Genomic DNA, 17,528 nt, shown 5'->3' with positions numbered 1-17,528 from the left:
AGTAGGCTGCCCCGCATGGGACACCGTGAGGATCTGCTCGAGGGCGCCAAGCGCTGCCTGCTGGAGAAGGGGTTCGCGCGCACCACCGCGCGGGACATCGTCAAGGAGTCGGGGACCAACCTGGCCTCGATCGGCTACCACTACGGTTCGAAGGACGCGCTCCTGGCGCAGGCCTACGTGGCGCTGGTCGAGGGGATGGGCGACGCCTTCGCGGGAGGCGACGGGGCGGGACCGGCCGGGGAGCCCGGCTCGCTGGAACGCTTCCGCTCCGTGTGGGCGAACATCATCGACACCATGCGCGAGCCCGGTTCGCTGTGGCGGCTCAGCGTGGAGATCATCGTCATGGGTGACCAGCTGCCCGAGGTGCGCGACCATCTGGCGCGGGCCCAGCGGGAGGCCGGACGGGGCCTCGTCCCGCTGCTCATGGGCGGCCGCGAGGAGGACGTGTCCGACGAGACCGCGGACACCGTCGGCCTGTTCTACGTGACCCTGATGACCGGCCTCATCGCGCAGTGGACCTTCGACCCGAAGAGCGCGCCCGAGGCGGACCAGCTCGCCGAGGGGCTGCGCCGGATCATGACGGCGGCGAAGGGCTGACCCGGCCGTCGCGCATCCGCACCACCCGGTCCGCGAAGTGCCGGACCACGGCCCGGTCGTGGCAGATGAAGAGGTAGCCGAGGCCGAGGTCGTCCCGGAGGTCGGCCAGGAGGTTCAGGACCCCGGCGCGGACCGACGGGTCCAGGGCGGACACCGGCTCGTCCAGGACCAGCAGCCGGGGCTCGGAGGCCAGCGCGCGGGCGATGCCGGCGCGTTGGCACTGCCCGCCGGAGAGCTCGTGGGGGCGGCGCCGGCCGTACGCCGGGTCCAGGCCGACGCGGTCGAGGAGCGCGGCCACGCGGGCGGGGCCGTCGTCGGCGGTCCAGCGGCCCTGGACCTTCAGGGGTTCCGCCACCGCGTCGCGGATGCGGTGGCGGGGATCGAGGGAGCCGTAGGGGTCCTGGAAGACCGGCTGCATGCGGGGGCGCAGGGGACGCAGTTCGCGTGCGGTGAGCGCCGTCAGCTCCTTTCCCTCGAAGCGCACCTCGCCCTCGTCCGGGCGGCGCAGCTGGAGGACGGCGAGGGCCGTGGTCGACTTGCCGCAGCCGGACGGGCCGTCGAGGGCGAGGGTCTCGCCCGCCTCCAGGGTGAAGGAGACGCCGTCCACGGCCGTGACGGCGCCGTAGCGGACCACGAGGCCGCGCACGTCGAGCATATGGGTCATGCCGGTCGTCCCTCCTGGAACAACGTGACGGGGTCGGCGGGGACCTCGTCCGTCCGGTGGCAGGCGACGAGCCGTCCCTCCACGTCGCGCGGCTCGGGTTCCTCGGTGCGGCAGCGGTCCGCCACCAGCGGGCAGCGCGGTGCGAACGCACAGCCGGGCGGCAGGGCGCCCGGCGCCGGAGGCGTGCCGGGGAGGGCGGGCAGCCGACGGCGCCGGGGGCCGTCCTGGGGGAGCGAGGCGAGGAGTCCCGCGGTGTAGGGGGCGCGCGGGCGGTCCCACACGGCCTTCGCCGGACCGAGTTCGCTCGTCCGGCCCGCGTACATCACCAGGACCCGGTCCGCGTGCTCGCGCACGACGTCCAGGTCGTGGGTGACCAGGAGCAGCGCGGCGCCGGCCGCCTCCCGCTGTTCGGCGAGCACCCGCAGCACCTGTGCGCGGCGCTCGGCGTCCAGGGCGGTGGTCGGCTCGTCGGCGACCAGGAGATCGGGTGCGCCCACCGTCGCCATCGCGATCACCGCCCGCTGGCGCATCCCGCCCGAATACTCGTGCGGATACGCCCGTGCCCGGCGGACGGCGTCCGGGATGCCCACCCGGTCCAGCGCGGCGACGGCGCGGGCACGGGCCTCGGAGCGGGAGACCCGGTACAACGACCTTATGGCGGAGGCGAGTTGGTCACCCACGGAGTGCACGGGGGAGAGCGCGGACAGGGCGTCCTGCGGCACGAGCGCGATCCGGCGGCCCCGGGCGGCGGCGAGGTCCGTGGAACCGTCCAGCCGGATCTCACCGGCCATCGCCGCGCCGCGCGGGAGCATCCCGAGCAGGGCCCGCGCGGTGAGGGACTTTCCCGCACCCGACTCGCCCACCAGCGCCAGGACCTCGCGGGGACGGACGTCGAAGGAGAGCCCGCGCACGGCCTCGGTGCCGCCGAAGGAGATCCGCAGGTCGCGGACCGAGAGCAGGGTGGTGGGCGGCCCCGGCCGCCCGGTCGTCGGATCAGGCCTCAAGGTCTCTTCTCCTTCCGGTGGTCCGGGTGACGCCCTGGGCGTACGCCGCCCCCGAGACCGCCAGCCCCGCCAGCAGGGCCAGGGCGATCGCCGGGGACAGGGCGGCCCACGGAGCGCGTTCCACATAGGCGCGGGACTCGTCCAGGAGCAGGCCCCACTCGGGGGCCGGGGGCTGGGCGCCGAGGCCGAGGAAGCCCAGGGAGGCCAGGGCCAGGGCGATCCCGGGCAGGCGGAGCAGGGCGTGCCGGGCCACGGGCGCGGCGACGGCGGGCAGGACGTGCCGGGTGAGGATCCACGACGGGGGCGCGCCGATGGCCCGCTGGGCGGTGAGGAACCCCGACGCCCGAACCTCCTGGACCAGTGCCGCCGCGTGTGCGGCCAGCGGCGGCCAGGAGATCAGGGCGACCGCGAGGGCCGCCCCGCCGGCGCCGGGGCCCGAGACGGCCGCGACCAGGATGCCGACGATCACCGGGGGCAGCGCGTTGGCGATGTCCGCCGCCCCGGCCGCGACGCCGGGCAGGAAGCCCAGCGTGAGGGAGAGGAGCAGGCCGAGCAGGCAGACCGCCACCGCCGTACCGGCCGTCGACGCCGCGCCGTGGCCGAGGCGGGCCAGGACGTCACGGCCGAGTCCGTCGGTGCCGAGCGGGTGCGCCCAGGACGGCGGGGCCAGCCGGACCGCCGTGTCCACCGCGTACGGGTCGCGCAGCAGGCCCCACCCGACGACCGTGGTGAGCAACGCCGCCAGGGACAGCGGGACCGCCGGACGGACGCGGGCCGGCAGGGGCGGCGGCAGCGCCAGCGAGGCGTCCCGCAGGGCGGGCCCGAGGAGCCGCCGCCGTACCAGCGTCGACAGCGCGCCGGCGACCAGGCCGAGGAGCAGCAGGGCCAGGACCGTGCCCTGGAGCAGCGGCAGGTCCTGCGACTTGGCCGCCCCCAGCGCCGTACGGCCGATGCCGGGGACCGCGAACACCGTCTCCACCGCCACCGCGCCACCGGTCAGGCCGACGGCGGCCATCCCGAACTGCGGGACGAGCGGCGGCAGTACCCGGCGCACGGCGGCGGCCGAGATCCGCGCGCGGCTCACTCCGGCGCCCCGCCACAGCTCGACCCACCGTTCCTCCAGGACGGCCGGCAGCGCGTCCGCGACCAGGCGGCCCAGCAGGCCGCCCGCCGGGACGCCGAGCGCGACGGCGGGCAGCACCATGGACGAGGGACCCTCCCAGCCGGACGTCGGCAGCCATCCCAGCCACACTCCGCACACCAGCAGCCCGACCGTGGCCAGCAGGAACTCCGGGACGGCGGCCAGCATGGCGGCGCCCGCGCCGGCCGACGCCCGCCCGCGCACCGGCACCGGCGCGACGAGCGTGACGCCGAGCAGTACGGCCACCCCGAGCGCCGCGCCCATCAGGGCCAGCGACACCTGGAGCCCGGCCAGCACGGAGGGTCCCACGTCGGCGCCCGACACCCAGGAGGTCCCGAGGTCGCCGCGGACCAGGCCGGCCGCCCAGCCGCCCAGCAGGGACAGCGGCCCCCCGTCCAGGCCGAGGTCGCGGCGTACGGCGTCCAGGGCCTCCCGGGTGGGCTCCTGCTCGGCGGAGCGGGCCCGCAGCACGGACAGGGCGGGGTCGCGGCCGGAGAGCCAGGGCAGCAGGCCGACGGCGGCGAGGACCGCGAGGAGGGACAGGGACCGGGTCAGCCCGGCGGCGGGGGGTTTCACCTGACGTGGGTGGCGGCCGTGACCAGCTCCCGCTCGCGCGGGTCGTGGGCGGCGCCGACGACGTCGGCCGCGTCGCCCTGGATCACCCGCTCGTGCAGCATCGGCACGGCGGCGTCGGTCGCGAGGACGGCGGCCTCGGCGGCGACGACGGCCCGGCGGCGGGCGTCGCCGGTGGGCGTCTCGCCCGCCTTCCCCAACCGGGCGTCCACCGAGGGGTCGTCGAGCTGGGCGATGTTGAAGGAGCCGTCGGAGGCGAAGTCGCTGTAGAGGTAGGCGGCCGGATCGCCGGAGTCCAGCACGGTCGCGCGAGACAGGACGAAGGCGTCGAACTCGCCCGCCAGCGCGTCGGATTCGATGTTGGCGTACTCGCGCACGTCCAGCCTCACCGTGAACCCGGCCTTCTGGAGCTGCTGTTGCAGGGCGGCGGCGACCTCGGGGAGTTCGGCGCGGTCGGTGAAGGTGCCGAGGGTGACGGTCCGGCCGGCCGGGTCGCCGGGCTTCGCGCGGGTGACCGGCGTGCGCAGTTCTGCCGCCCAGGGCAGGGCCGGGCCGAGCAGCCCCTCGGCGACGTCGGCGCGGCCCTCGTAGACGCCCTTCACGATCGACTCGGCGTCGATCGCCGCACGGGCGGCGGCACGCAGCGAGGAGTCCGCGAAGGGGCCCTTGCGGGTGTTGAGGTACAGGGTGTTGGTGCGCGGCATGGGCACCTCGGTGACGAGGTCCTCGTCCAGCAGCGCGGCCTGGGAGACGGGGACCGCCTCGACGATGTCGGCCTCCCCGCTGCGCAGGGCGGCGGCGCGTGCGGTGCCGTCGGGCACGAACCGTACGTCGATGCCGGGCGCCTTGGCCCGGCCGCCCCAGTAGGCGTCGTAGCGGTCGAGGGTGGCGGACGAGGTGCCGTTCACCGCGGTCAGCTCGAACGGGCCGGTGCCGGCGCCGACCGGGTTCACCGTCCTGCCCGCGTACGCCTTCGCGGCGAGGACCGCCAGTTGCGGCGAGCTGAGCCGCTGCGGGACCAGCGGGTCGGCGGCGGCGGTCGTGACGGTGACGGTGTCGGCGTCGGCGGCCCGCGCGGTCAGTTCGACGCCGTCCAGGATGCGGGGCTTGGGGGAGGCGCCGGCGGCCCGGGTGAGCGAGCGCACGACGGCCTCGGCGTCCAGCTTCGTGCCGTCGTGGAAGGTGACGCCGGTGCGTATCTCGAAGCTCCAGGTCCGGCCGTCCTGCCGCCAGGAGGTGGCGAGCGCGGGGCGGGCGTCACCGGCCGAGTCCAGCTTCACCAGGGTCTCGGCGGTCGACCAGCGCGAGAGCTTGAACGCGTCGTCGGACAGCGGGGACAGGCCCGAGCGCGGCGGCTGCATCATCGCGAGCCGCACCCGCCTGCCGTCCGCACCGCCGGTCGCGGTCGTGGCCCCGTCCCCGGCGAAACAGCCGCCGAGCAGCGTGGAGGCGACCGCGAGGGCCGGTACGGGGAGCAGACGGCGGGCGGGCAGGCGCACGGAACACTCCGGAGAGGTCGTCAAATGTTCAAGGGTGCGCCGACCGTAGCACGATGACAATCGTTTTCAATAATGCTCCCGGCGTGGCCGCGCGACCCCGGACGGGCGGTGGACTCAGAGCCGCTGCGCCTTGAGGGCCATGTGCAGCAGCAGCCGGTCCTCGCCGTCGTCCAGGTCCAGTCCCGTCAGCTGCTCCACCCGCGACAGCCGGTAGTACAACGTCTGCCGGTGGATCCCCAACTCGGCCGCCGTGCGCCCCGCCTGCCCCGCGCAGTCCAGGTACACCTCGGCGGTGCGGGCCAGTTCACGATGGGCCGGGGTCGACAGGGCCCGTACGGCGGGGTCGTGGGCGGAGCCGGGCGGCAGCGAGGTCAGCAGCCGGTAGGGCCCGATCGACGCCCACGCGGCGGTCGGCCCGAGACGCGGCTCCGCCAGCGCCGCCCGGGCCGCCGCCGACGCCTCCCGCCAGGCCGCCCCCAGCTCCGCGAGGCCCGCCCGCCCCGCCGCGACCCCGGCGGCGGCCGCCCCGCCGGCCCGCTCCAGCAGCCGCCCCGCCACCGTGGTCGCCGGGGCCGGGGCCTCCGCCGAGCGCAGCCGGACCAGCACCGCCAGGCACTGGCCGCTCACCCCCCACGGCACCGTGCACAGGGCCTCCGCGCCGGGCAGCGTGCGCAGGGACGGCGCGTCGTCGGGGTCGGCCGAGGGCCAGGGCGCCACGCACACCACCGCGTGCGGGCCGTCCGCGCGGGCGCCGAGCGCGGTGCGCAGCTCCGCCACCGCCATGTCCCGCTGCCAGCCCCGGTCCGCGGCCAGGACCGCCCGCAGCTCGCGGGTGAGGTCGGCGCCGTGCTGGGCCTCGTCGGCCAGCAGCGCGCCGATCCGTCCCGTCACCTCCATCGCGCCCGCCAGCTGGTCGTCCGAGGGCCCCGGGTCGCCGTCCAGCAGCCAGACGTAGCCGAGGACCACCCCCCGGTGGCGCACCGGGAGGCAGACGCGGCCCCGGTGGACGCCGGCCTCCGGGGTCGGCGGGATGCGGACCGGGGCCGTGGCGCGGGTGATGCCGAAACCCTCGAACCAGGACCGGACCGCCGGGGTGGACCGCCGGGTGAGGATCGAACGGGTGCGCACCGGGTCCAGGGCGGCCGCGTCCAGCTCGTCCTCGCTGTCGTAGGCGCCGAAGGCGATCAGTTCGAAGTCGCGGTTCTCCAGGGTCGCCGGGGCGCCGAGCAGCTCCGAGATCTCGTCGACCAGCTCCTGGTACTCGCCCTTGAAATCCGCCGTCACCCGGTCATTCTCCCGCATCCCCGCGATCGCTTCATACATCTGTCTGAGATCCGCGGCACGGATGCGTGACAGCTGTCGATGGCCGACGATCGGAGGGATCCTTAGGTTTCACGGTGGTTCTCCGTGCCGTTCCCGAATCGTCGGGAAGCGGCCTCGTATGGGTTGGTATGTGGAGGTGCCCCGTGCTGGGTCCCGTGATTCTCGCCGCGTCGCGCAGCGACCGGATGCGACGCCTGATCTCGGCGGCCCCGGTGACGAAGCAGGTCGTGGACCGCTTCATCCCCGGTGAGACGGTGGACGACATCGTCCCGATCGTCGAGGAGCTGACCGCCAAGGGCCTGGAACTGACGATGGACGTCGTCGGCGAGGACATCACCACCCCCGGACAGGCCGCCGCCGCCCGCGACGCCTACCTGGAACTGGTGGACCGCCTCAAGGACCTCGGCCTCGGCGAGAAGGTCGAGATGTCCGTCAAGCTGTCCATGTTCGGCCAGGCGCTGGAAGACGGCCACGACCTGGCCCTCGCCAACGTCCGCCCGGTCGTCGAGGCCGCCGCCGCCATCGGCACGACCGTCACCCTGGACGCCGAGGACCACACCACCCTCGACTCGATGTTCGCCATCCACGAGGAGCTGCGGAAGGACTTCCCGCAGACCGGCTGCGTCATCCAGGCCTACCTCTTCCGCACCGAGGCCGACGCCCGCCGCCTCGCGGAGAGCGGCAGCCGCGTCCGGCTCGTGAAGGGCGCCTACAAGGAGCCCGCCGAGGTCGCGTACCAGAACAAGCACGAGATCGACAAGGCGTACGTCCGCATCCTGAAGACCCTGATGGACGGCGCGGGCTACCCGATGATCGGCTCGCACGACCCCCGCCTGATCTCCATCGGCCAGGAACTCGCGCGCAAGGCCGGGCGCAAGCTCGACGAGTACGAGTTCCAGATGCTCTACGGCATCCGCGGCGAGGAGCACCTGCGCCTGGCCGCGGAGGGCCACCGCATGCGCGTCTACACCGCCTACGGCACCGACTGGTACGGCTACTTCATGCGTCGTCTCGCGGAGAAGCCGGCGAACCTGCGGTTCTTCCTGCGGAGCATGATCAGTCATGGCTGACGCGACGAGGCTGTGCCGCGGCTTCGGCCGGGGGCCCGGGGGTTGTCCCCCGGGAAGACACGGCATGCGTCGTCTCGCGGAGAAGCCGGCGAACCTGCGGTTCTTCCTGCGCTCGATGGTCAGCAAGGGCTGAGGCGGCCCCCTCCCGCCCGCCTCCCCGCACCACCCGCTCACGTACAAGGAGTTACGGATCTCATGGACGCTGTGACCCAGGTCCCCACCCCCGTCAACGAGCCGGTGCACGGCTACGCCCCCGGCTCGCCCGAGCGTGCCCGGCTCGAGGCCAGGCTCAAGGAGCTGGCCGACAATCCGATCGACCTGCCGATGACCATCGGCGGCGAGAAGCGGATGGGCGGCGGCGAGCGCTTCGACGTCGTGCAGCCGCACAACCACAAGGCGCGTCTGGGCACCTACGCCAACGCCACCCGGCAGGACGCCCAGGACGCCATCGACGCGGCCCTCGCCGCCGCGCCCGCCTGGCGCGCGATGTCCTTCGACGACCGCGCAGCGATCATCCTGCGCGCCGCCGAACTGCTGGCCGGCCCCTGGCGCGAGACCCTCGCGGCCTCCACCATGCTCGGCCAGTCGAAGACCGCTCAGCAGGCCGAGATCGACACCCCCTGCGAACTGGTCGACTTCTGGCGCTTCAACGTCGCCTACGCCCGCCAGATCCTCGCCGAGCAGCCCCCGGCGAACTCCCCGGGCGTGTGGAACCGGCTGGACCACCGTCCGCTCGAGGGCTTCGTCTACGCGATCACGCCGTTCAACTTCACGGCGATCGCGGGCAACCTGCCCACCGCGCCCGCGCTGATGGGCAACGTGGTGATCTGGAAGCCGTCCCCGACGCAGACCCACGCCGCGGTGCTGCTGATGCGGCTCCTGGAGGAGGCCGGGCTGCCCAAGGGCGTCATCAACCTCGTCACCGGCGACGGCATCGCGGTGTCCGAGGTCGCCCTGGACCACCGGGACCTGGCCGGCATCCACTTCACCGGCTCGACGAAGACCTTCCAGTACCTGTGGAAGACGGTCGGCGCCAACATCGAGAAGTACCGCTCCTACCCGCGCCTGGTCGGTGAGACCGGCGGCAAGGACTTCGTCGTCGCCCACCCGAGCGCCGACCCGGCCGTGCTGAGGACCGCCCTCACCCGCGGTGCCTTCGAGTACCAGGGCCAGAAGTGCTCCGCGACCTCGCGCGCCTACATCCCGGCGTCCCTGTGGAACTCGGGCTTCAAGGAGGAGTTCGCCGCCGAGGTCGACTCCCTCACCATGGGTGACGTGACCGACCTGTCGCACTTCATGGGCGCGGTCATCGACGAGCGGGCCTTCGCCAAGAACAAGGCCGCGATCGACCGCGCCGAGGCCGACCCGGCCTGCACGATCGTCGCGGGCGGCAGCTACGACGACTCGGTCGGCTACTTCGTGCGCCCGACCGTCGTCGAGTGCACCGACCCGGAGAACGAGGTCTTCACGACCGAGTACTTCGGCCCGTTCCTCGCCGTCCACGTCTACGAGGACGACCGGTACGACGAGATGCTCACCCAGATGGAGTCGGTGTCCGACTACGCCCTCACCGGGTCGGTCATCGCGAACGACCGTGCCGCGGCGGCCCACACGATGGAGAAGCTGCGCTACGCGGCCGGCAACTTCTACATCAACGACAAGTCGACCGGCGCCGTCGTCGGCCAGCAGCCCTTCGGCGGCGGCCGCGCCTCCGGCACCGACGACAAGGCCGGCGCTCCGCAGAACCTGATGCGCTGGACCCTGACCCGCGCCATCAAGGAGACGCTGGTCCCGCCGACCGACTACACGTACCCGCACATGGGCTGACGCCCCCGGCACCCCGCACGGGCCAGGTCTTCCCCGACCTGGCCCGTCGGCATGTCCGGGCGGGCAGACCGGCCGTATGACGTGGACCGAGGAGAGGGTGACCGCCGACGACGGGGTACGGCTCCGGACCGCACCGCGCGGGCGCGGGCGAGCCGCTGGTCCTGCGCCACGGCGGGCCCGGCCCGTGGGACATGTTCGACGAGGAGCGCAAGCGCCTCCGGGGCACGCCCGCGCCGCACACCGCCTGCGAGTCCCTCGGCGTACCCGTGCTGATCGTGGACGGGGCGCGGGACATCCGCCCGCGCTCGGCCGTGGACTCCTTGGACCGGGCGCTGCCGAGGGTGCGCCGGGTGACGGCTGCCGACGGCCGGGCACCCGCCGTGGGCCGAGGACGCGGAGGGCTTCCGCAAGGCAGTGCTCGGCGCGCCGTGAACGGGCCCGTCCGCCGACCGGTCCGCGGGCCCCGTGCGCAGGGCCGCGCCCCGGGCCGCCCCGGCGACACCCCCCGGAGAACCGCAGCTCAGCGCCGGGGGACCCGCCGCGCCGTCTCAGATAGTAGGAAGTCCGAGTAATTGTGGAGACAGTCGCGCGCAGCTCCCTTAGCTTTGTAGGAGCCGAACGTCTCGCTCGATCAAGCGAATGGCGGTCGAGGGCCGGGCCCCGCGCAGGCAACCCCTGCGGCCCCGCTCCCCGCCCGACCCGGCGTCTCGTACCCCTTTTCCGCACTCCCTGGTTCTCGAAGGAGTCGATTTCCCATGGCCGAGACGACCGTCCGCCGCCGGGTCCGCCACACCTCCCGCACGAGCGAGTCCGACCGCAAGAACGCCGCCGCGGCCCTCCAGCGCGCCCTCGACCGCCGTGACAACGGCGGCGAGACCGGCCACTGACCGGCCCTCACCCGCCGGTGGCCGCCGAGGCGCCGGTCGTCGACCGGCCGCAGGTCGGGCCGCCCGGAAGTCCGGGAGCCGCACCCGCACGGGCTGCGGCGCGGGACCCCGAACGGGACTTCGGGCCCCGCGCCGCAGCCCGCACCCGTCACCCGTCCCTGTCCGCATCGCGGACGCTCCGTGTCATTCCATGGGACGCCGAGTAGGGTGCTCACATGTCTCGCAGCATCAATCTCGCAGTGATCCCCGGTGACGGCATCGGCCAGGAGGTCGTGGCCGAGGGTCTCAAGGTCCTCTCCGCCGTCCTTCCGCAGGATGTGAAGCTGGAGACCAAGGAATTCGACTTCGGCGCCCGGCGCTACCACGCCACCGGTGAGACCCTCACCGACGCCGACCTCGACGCGCTGAAGAAGCACGACGCGATCCTGCTCGGCGCGATCGGCGACCCGTCGGTGCCGTCCGGCGTCCTGGAGCGCGGTTTCCTGCTCAAGCTCCGCTTCGCCTTCGACCACCACGTCAACCTGCGGCCGAGCAAGCTGCTGCCCGGTGTGGAGACCCCTCTCAAGGGTGAGCCCGAGATCGACTTCGTGGTCGTCCGCGAAGGCACCGAGGGCCCCTACACCGGCAACGGCGGCACCATCCGCAAGGGCACCGAGCACGAGGTCGCCACCGAGGTCTCCGTGAACACGGCCTTCGGTGTCGAGCGCGTGGTGCGTGACGCCTTCGCCCGCGCCCAGGCCCGCCCCCGCAAGAAGCTCACGCTGGTCCACAAGAACAACGTGCTGACCTTCGCGGGCCACCTGTGGACGAACATCTTCCACCAGGTCGCCGCGGAGTTCCCCGAGGTCACCACGGACTACATCCACGTGGACGCCGCGACGATCTACCTGGTCACGGACCCCGCCCGCTTCGACGTGATCGTCACCGACAACCTCTTCGGCGACATCATCACCGACCTCGCCGCGGCCGTCTCCGGCGGCATCGGCGTCGCCGCGAGCGGCAACATCAACCCCGCCGGCGACTTCCCGTCCATGTTCGAGCCCGTGCACGGCTCGGCCCCGGACATCGCGGGTCAGGGCAAGGCCGACCCCACCGCCACGGTCCTGTCCGTCGCCCTCCTGCTGCGCCACCTCGGCCACGAGTCCGAGGCCGCCCGCATCGAGGCCGCCGTCTCCGCCGACCTGGCGGAACGCACCGGCAGGCCGGCCCGCAGCACCACCGAGATCGGCGACGCGCTCGCCGTACGAGTAGCCGGCTGACGCCCGCGCCACCTCGAAACCATTCGAAGCCGCCGGGTCGCATCCGCACCCGGCGGCTTTCGCATGTCCCCCGCCGGGTGCCACCATCGACCCCGGGCCGCGTTTCACCCCGTTTCTTCCCTCGCCGACCTCGCGCGATAATCGAACGCGGAGCCGCGGAATGAGGGAATGCTCGGACGTCCCAGCACTGGGCGTACAGGAACGAAAGCGGCCCGTCACTACAACACCGGTGAAGGACAACCACTCATGACGACGCCCACGATCGAGCTCAAGCCCTCCGCCAGCCCGCTCTCCGACGCCGAGCGCGCGGCGATCCTGGCGAACCCCGGGTTCGGCCGCCACTTCACCGACCACATGGTGACGATCAAGTGGACCGAGGGCCGCGGCTGGCACGACGGCCAGCTCGTCCCGTACGCGCCGATCCCGCTCGACCCGGCGACGAACGTCCTGCACTACGCCCAGGAGATCTTCGAGGGCCTCAAGGCCTACCGCCGCCCCGACGGCTCCGTGGCCACCTTCCGCCCGGACCAGAACGCCAAGCGATTCCAGCGCTCCGCCCGCCGTCTCGCCATGCCCGAGCTGCCGGTCGAGACGTTCGTCGAGGCCTGTGACGCGCTGATCGGCCAGGACGAGGCCTGGGTGCCCGCGCACGGCGGCGAGGAGTCCCTCTACCTGCGTCCCTTCATGATCGCGACCGAGGTCGGCCTGGGGGTGAAGCCCGCGAACGAGTACCTGTTCCTCGTCATCGCCTCGCCGGCCGGCGCCTACTTCGCCGGCGGGGTGAAGCCGGTCTCCATCTGGGTCTCCGAGGACCGCGTCCGTGCCGTCCCCGGCGGCATGGGCGACGCCAAGACCGGCGGCAACTACGCGGCCTCCCTGCTCGCCCAGGCCGAGGCCGCCGCCAAGGGTTGCGACCAGGTCTGCTACCTCGACGCGGTCGAGCACCGCTGGGTCGAGGAGCTCGGCGGCATGAACCTGTACTTCGTGTACGGCGACAAGATCGTCACGCCGACCCTCACCGGCTCCATCCTGGAGGGCGTCACCCGCGACTCCCTCCTCCAGGTCGCCCGCGACCTCGGGTTCGAGTCCGAGGAGCGCCGCGTCTCCCTCGAGCAGTGGCAGGGCGACGCCGTGAACGGCACCCTGACGGAGGTCTTCGCCTGCGGCACGGCCGCGGTCATCACCCCCGTGGGCACCGTCAAGCGCGCCGGCGCCGAGTGGCAGCACTCCGGCGGCGAGCCCGGCCCGGTCACCGTGAAGCTGCGCGAGGCGCTTCTCGACATCCAGCGCGGGAAGACCGAGGACCGGCACGGCTGGATGCACACGATCGGCTGACCGCCCCCGTCCCCGCCAGGGCCGCCCCGGACACGAGTCCGGGGCGGCTCTTTCGTATGCCCTCGCACCCTGTTTGAGTGTTGCTCAATGTGATGTGCGCATCAACGTCAAGAAAAGCCGTAAAGCGTGGCCACATAAGTTAGAGTGACGCTCTAAACCAGAGGATGTGAGGAGGTGTCCCGGCGTGAGGCTGACCCCGACGGAACGGGACCGGCTGCTGCTGTTCGGCGCCGCCGAGCTGGCCCGTGCCCGCCGCGCCCGCGGCCTGCGGTTGAACGTGCCGGAGGCCACCGCGTTGATCGCGGACGCCGTCTGCGAGGCCGCCCGCGACGGCGCCCGGCTCGCCGAGGCGATCGAGCGCGCCCGCGCGGTCCTCGGCCCCGACGACGTCCTGCCGGGCGTCGCCGACGTCGTCACGGAGGTGCACGTCGAGGCCGTCTTCGACGACGGCTCCCGGCTCGCGGTGGTCTCCGACCCGATCGGGGGCGGTCTCGGAGCCGGGGCGCCCGGCGCGCTGCTGCCGGGGCCCGGGCACGCCGAACCCGAGGCGGCGGTCCGGCTGACGGTCACCAACACCGCGGGCGTCCCCGTCTCCGTCACCTCGCACTTCCACTTCTTCGAGGCCAACCCGCGCCTGAGCTTCGACCGCTCGGCCGCCTACGGCATGCGGCTCGCCGTTCCCGCCGGCTCCTCCGTGCGCTTCGGACCGGGCGAGCGCGACGAGGTCGGGCTGGTCCCCCTCGGGGGCGACCGGATCGCGATCGGCTTCGCCGGCCTGGTCGACGGGCCGCTGGACGCGCCGGGGGCCCGGGAAGAAGCCCTGCGCAGGGCCGCCGCCTGCGGATACCTGGGCGCCGGGACGCCGCCCGCCACGGCGCCGGGTGCCGAGGCGTCGGACGCCGTGACCCCGGACGCCGGGACCGAGGGGGCCGGACTGTGAACCCGTACGAGTACGCCGCCACGCACGGCCCGCGTGCGGGCGACCGTCTCCGGCTCGGCGACTCCGGTCTGGTGATCCGCGTCGAGTCCGACTCCCAGCGCCCCGGCGACGAGTTCCTCGCCGGGTTCGGCAAGACCGCCCGCGACGGACTGCACCTGAAGGCCGCCGCCGTGCGCGAGACCTGCGACGTCGTCGTCAGCAACGTCGTCGTGATCGACGCCGTGCAGGGCGTCCGCAAGGTGTCCATCGGCATCCGGGAGGGCCGGATCCACTCGATCGGGCGGGCCGGGAACCCCGACACCCTCGACGGGGTCGACGTGGTCGTCGGCACGGGCACGTCGATCGTGTCCGGCGAGGGGCTGATCGCCACCGCCGGTGCCGTCGACACGCACGTCCACCTGCTGTCGCCGCGGATCATGGAGGCCTCGCTGGCCTCCGGCGTGACCACGGTCATCGGGCAGGAGTTCGGGCCGGTGTGGGGCGTCGGCGTCAACTCGCCCTGGGCGCTGCGGCACGCCTTCAACGCCTTCGACGCCTGGCCGGTCAACATCGGCTTCCTGGGCCGGGGTTCCTCCTCCTCACCGGACCCGCTCGTCGAGGCGCTCGCCGAGGGCGGCGCGTCCGGCTTCAAGGTCCACGAGGACATGGGCGCCCACACCCGGGCGCTCGACACGGCGTTGCGGGTCGCCGAGGAGCACGACGTACAGGTCGCCCTGCACAGCGACGGGTTGAACGAGTGCCTGTCCGTCGAGGACACCCTGCGCGTGCTGGAGGGCCGCACGATCCACGCCTTCCACATCGAGGGCTGCGGCGGCGGACACGTGCCGAACGTGCTGAAGATGGCGGGAGTCCCGAACGTCATCGGCTCCTCCACCAACCCCACCCTGCCGTTCGGCCGGGACGCGGTCGCCGAGCACTACGGCATGATCGTCTCGGTCCACGACCTGAAGACCGACCTGCCCGGCGACGCCGCCATGGCCCGTGACCGCATCCGCGCCGGAACCATGGGCGCCGAGGACGTCCTGCACGACCTGGGGGCGATCGGCATCACCTCCTCCGACGCGCAGGGCATGGGCCGGGCGGGCGAGACCGTCCGCCGTACGTTCGCGATGGCCGGGAAGATGAAGGCCGAGTTCGGCGCCCCGGCCGAGCACGACAACGAACGCGTCCTGCGCTACATCGCCAAACTGACCATCAACCCCGCCATCGCGCACGGGCTGTCGCACGAGGTCGGCTCCCTAGAGACCGGCAAGCTCGCCGACATCGTGCTGTGGCGCCCCGAGTACTTCGGGGCCAAACCGCAGCTCGTCCTCAAGGCCGGCTTCCCGGCGTACGGCGTCGTCGGCGACCCGGGCGCGGCCACCGACACCTGCGAACCCCTCGTCCTGGGACCGCAGTTCGGCGCGTACGGCGCCACGCCCGCCGACCTCTCGGTGGCCTTCGTCGCGCGGGCCGCGCTGGACCGGGGCAACGACCGGATGCCGACCCGCCGGCGCCGGGTCGCCGTCCGCGGCACCCGTGGCATCGGCCCCGCCGACCTGCGGCTCAACTCCCGTACCGGAGCGGTGGACGTCGACCAGCGCACCGGCCTGGTCACCCTCGACGGAGAACCGCTCCGCTCCGAGCCGGCCGACTCCGTCTCCCTCAGCCGCCTCTACTTCCTGTGAGGACCTCCCGATGAGCAAGGCCGCCGACGACGGCTTCCGGATGCCCGCCGAATGGGCCCCGCACGAGCGCACCTGGATGGCCTGGCCCGGCCCCAACCCCACCTTCGACGACCCCGAGGACCTCGCCGCCTCCCGTGCCGCCTGGGCGTCGGTCGCCCGTGCGGTCCGCCGCTTCGAACCGGTGACGGTGGTGTGCGGACCGGGGCGGTCGGCACACGCGCGAGCCGTGCTCGGGCCGGGCATCGACACCGTCGAGCGCGAACTCGACGACGCCTGGATGCGCGACATCGGCCCCACGTTCCTCACGAACGGGCGCGAACTGGCGGCCGTGGACTGGACGTTCAACGGGTGGGGCGCCCAGGACTGGGCCCGCTGGGAGCACGACGCGAAGATCGCCGCGTACGTCTCGGACCTCACGGGGGCGAAGACGTACGCCTCCAGCCTGGTCAACGAGGGCGGGGCGATCCACGTCGACGGGGAGGGGACGGTGCTGCTGACGGAGACCGTCCAGCTCGGCCCCGAGCGCAACCCGCACTGGACCCGCGCACAGGTCGAGGCGGAGATCCACGCCCAGCTCGGCACCCGCAAGGCGATCTGGCTGCCGCGCGGCCTGACCGGCGACTACCCCCCGCACGGCTTCGGCACCCTCGGCCACGTCGACATCGTCGCCGCGTTCGCCCGTCCCGGCGTGGTCGTCGCCCACAGCCAGCCGGACCCCGCGCACCCGGACCACGAGGTGACGAAGGAGGTCGTCGGGCTGCTGCGGGCGCAGACCGACGCCCGCGGGCGCCGGCTGGAGGTCGTCGAGGTCCCGGCGCCCACCGTCCTGGAGGCCGACGGCCACTGGGCCGACTACTCCTACATCAACCACTACCTCTGCAACGGCGGGGTCGTCCTGTGCGGCTTCGACGACCCGCGCGACGAGATCGCGGCCGGCGTCTTCCGCCGGCTGTTCCCGGACCGGACGGTGACGCTGGTCGACGCCCGTACGATCTTCTCCGGTGGCGGTGGCATCCACTGCATCACGCAACAGCAGCCGAAGATCCACAGGAGTCCCGATGCCCGGTGCGGCACGTGAGCGCAGGCACGCCCCGCCCCGCGAGGACGTCCTCGCCGCCGCCATGGCGATGATCGCCGAGCGCGGTCTGGAGAAGCTCACCATGGCGGCGCTCGGACGCGAGGTGGGGATGAGCAGCGGGCACCTCCTCTACTACTTCCGCTCCAAGGACGAACTGCTCCTGCAGGCCCTGGAGTGGAGCGAGGGCCGCCTCGGCGCCGAGCGCGGCCGACTGCTGACCGGCCGGGCCACGGCCCGCGAGCGGCTCGACGCCTACGTCGACCTGTACGTCCCCGACGGCCACCGCGACCCGCACTGGACGCTGTGGCTGGAGGTCTGGAACCGCTCGCAGAACGCCGCCGCCGACGCGGACGCCCGCGACCGGCAGGCGGCCATCGAGGGCGCCTGGCACCGCGACCTGGTGGCACTGCTGGCGGAGGGCGTCTCCCGCGGCGAGTTCCGCCCCGTCGACCCCGACCGGTTCGCCGCCCGGCTGCGGGCGCTGCTCGACGGCTTCTCCATCCACGTGGCGATCGGGCTGCGCGGCACCGACCGCGAGCAGGTCATCGGGCACGTGACGGAGTTCGTGACGGACACTCTGCTCGCATCCTGAGACGGTCGGTGAGCGGAGGGCTGCCCTGTGTCAGACTCCCCTCGTGCTCTCGTTCGCCACGATTATTGGCAG

General features: G+C 73.5%; 15 protein-coding genes. 10 read left to right on the top strand and 5 right to left on the bottom strand.

Features of this window, described 5'->3' with window-relative positions; genetic code table 11:
• Window positions 1-15 precede the first annotated feature (15 nt).
• Complete coding sequence (locus AB0N31_RS11430) at window positions 16-597, top strand: TetR/AcrR family transcriptional regulator (RefSeq protein ID WP_366058130.1); 582 nt, start codon at window positions 16-18, stop codon at window positions 595-597.
• On the opposite strand, the gene AB0N31_RS11425 is transcribed toward AB0N31_RS11430, so the two are convergent.
• The 5 genes from AB0N31_RS11425 to AB0N31_RS11405 form a co-directional block, all read right to left on the bottom strand.
• Window positions 575-1,261 (bottom strand): dipeptide/oligopeptide/nickel ABC transporter ATP-binding protein, encoded by a 687-nt coding sequence (locus AB0N31_RS11425; RefSeq protein ID WP_366058129.1) that lies wholly within the window; start codon window positions 1,259-1,261, stop codon window positions 575-577. The genes AB0N31_RS11430 and AB0N31_RS11425 overlap by 23 nt on opposite strands.
• A complete protein-coding gene (locus AB0N31_RS11420) occupies window positions 1,258-2,265 on the bottom strand; it encodes an ABC transporter ATP-binding protein (RefSeq protein WP_366058127.1) in 1,008 nt (335 codons plus the stop codon). Before AB0N31_RS11420 ends, AB0N31_RS11425 begins: the two co-directional genes overlap by 4 nt.
• A complete protein-coding gene (locus tag AB0N31_RS11415; protein WP_366058126.1) occupies window positions 2,255-3,982 on the bottom strand; it encodes an ABC transporter permease subunit in 1,728 nt (575 codons plus the stop codon). Before AB0N31_RS11415 ends, AB0N31_RS11420 begins: the two co-directional genes overlap by 11 nt.
• Window positions 3,979-5,478 carry an ABC transporter substrate-binding protein gene (locus tag AB0N31_RS11410; protein ID WP_366058125.1) on the bottom strand — a complete coding sequence of 500 codons (1,500 nt, stop codon included), beginning with the start codon at window positions 5,476-5,478 and terminating at the stop codon, window positions 3,979-3,981. Before AB0N31_RS11410 ends, AB0N31_RS11415 begins: the two co-directional genes overlap by 4 nt.
• Before the next feature lie 114 nt (window positions 5,479-5,592).
• On the bottom strand, window positions 5,593-6,780 hold the full coding sequence (locus AB0N31_RS11405; protein WP_366058124.1) for a helix-turn-helix domain-containing protein: 1,188 nt from the start codon (window positions 6,778-6,780) through the stop codon (window positions 5,593-5,595).
• A gap of 164 nt (window positions 6,781-6,944) precedes the next feature.
• Between AB0N31_RS11405 and AB0N31_RS11400 the strand changes: the two genes are divergently transcribed.
• From AB0N31_RS11400 to AB0N31_RS11360, 9 genes are all read left to right on the top strand, one after another.
• Window positions 6,945-7,871 carry a proline dehydrogenase family protein gene (locus AB0N31_RS11400; RefSeq protein ID WP_366058123.1) on the top strand — a complete coding sequence of 309 codons (927 nt, stop codon included), beginning with the start codon at window positions 6,945-6,947 and terminating at the stop codon, window positions 7,869-7,871.
• 195 nt (window positions 7,872-8,066) lie between these two features.
• Window positions 8,067-9,698: an L-glutamate gamma-semialdehyde dehydrogenase gene (gene pruA / locus AB0N31_RS11395; protein ID WP_366058122.1), complete on the top strand. Its 1,632-nt coding sequence runs from the start codon at window positions 8,067-8,069 to the stop codon at window positions 9,696-9,698.
• A 755-nt stretch (window positions 9,699-10,453) separates the two neighbouring features.
• Complete coding sequence (locus AB0N31_RS11390) at window positions 10,454-10,585, top strand: hypothetical protein (RefSeq protein ID WP_107085114.1); 132 nt, start codon at window positions 10,454-10,456, stop codon at window positions 10,583-10,585.
• Window positions 10,586-10,800: 215 nt separating this feature from the next.
• Window positions 10,801-11,844, top strand: a complete 1,044-nt coding sequence (locus AB0N31_RS11385; protein ID WP_366058121.1) for a 3-isopropylmalate dehydrogenase — start codon at window positions 10,801-10,803, stop codon at window positions 11,842-11,844.
• 246 nt (window positions 11,845-12,090) lie between these two features.
• A complete protein-coding gene (locus AB0N31_RS11380; protein WP_366058120.1) occupies window positions 12,091-13,179 on the top strand; it encodes a branched-chain amino acid aminotransferase in 1,089 nt (362 codons plus the stop codon).
• A 184-nt stretch (window positions 13,180-13,363) separates the two neighbouring features.
• Window positions 13,364-14,119, top strand: coding sequence for an urease subunit gamma (gene ureA / locus AB0N31_RS11375; protein ID WP_366058119.1), 756 nt, complete (start codon window positions 13,364-13,366; stop codon window positions 14,117-14,119).
• Window positions 14,116-15,786: an urease subunit alpha gene (locus tag AB0N31_RS11370; protein WP_366058118.1), complete on the top strand. Its 1,671-nt coding sequence runs from the start codon at window positions 14,116-14,118 to the stop codon at window positions 15,784-15,786. Before ureA ends, AB0N31_RS11370 begins: the two co-directional genes overlap by 4 nt.
• A gap of 10 nt (window positions 15,787-15,796) precedes the next feature.
• Entirely contained in the window at window positions 15,797-16,864 is a 1,068-nt protein-coding gene (locus AB0N31_RS11365; RefSeq protein WP_366058117.1) for an agmatine deiminase family protein, read from the top strand.
• Entirely contained in the window at window positions 16,845-17,456 is a 612-nt protein-coding gene (locus tag AB0N31_RS11360; protein ID WP_366058116.1) for a TetR/AcrR family transcriptional regulator, read from the top strand. Before AB0N31_RS11365 ends, AB0N31_RS11360 begins: the two co-directional genes overlap by 20 nt.
• Window positions 17,457-17,528: the final 72 nt, after the last annotated feature.

It is taken from the genome of Streptomyces sp. NPDC051051, from assembly GCF_040682975.1.
GTDB lineage: Bacteria > Actinomycetota > Actinomycetes > Streptomycetales > Streptomycetaceae > Streptomyces.
The sequence above is the reverse complement of the archived record's forward strand: the minus strand, read 5'-3'. Positions and strand labels throughout refer to the sequence as shown.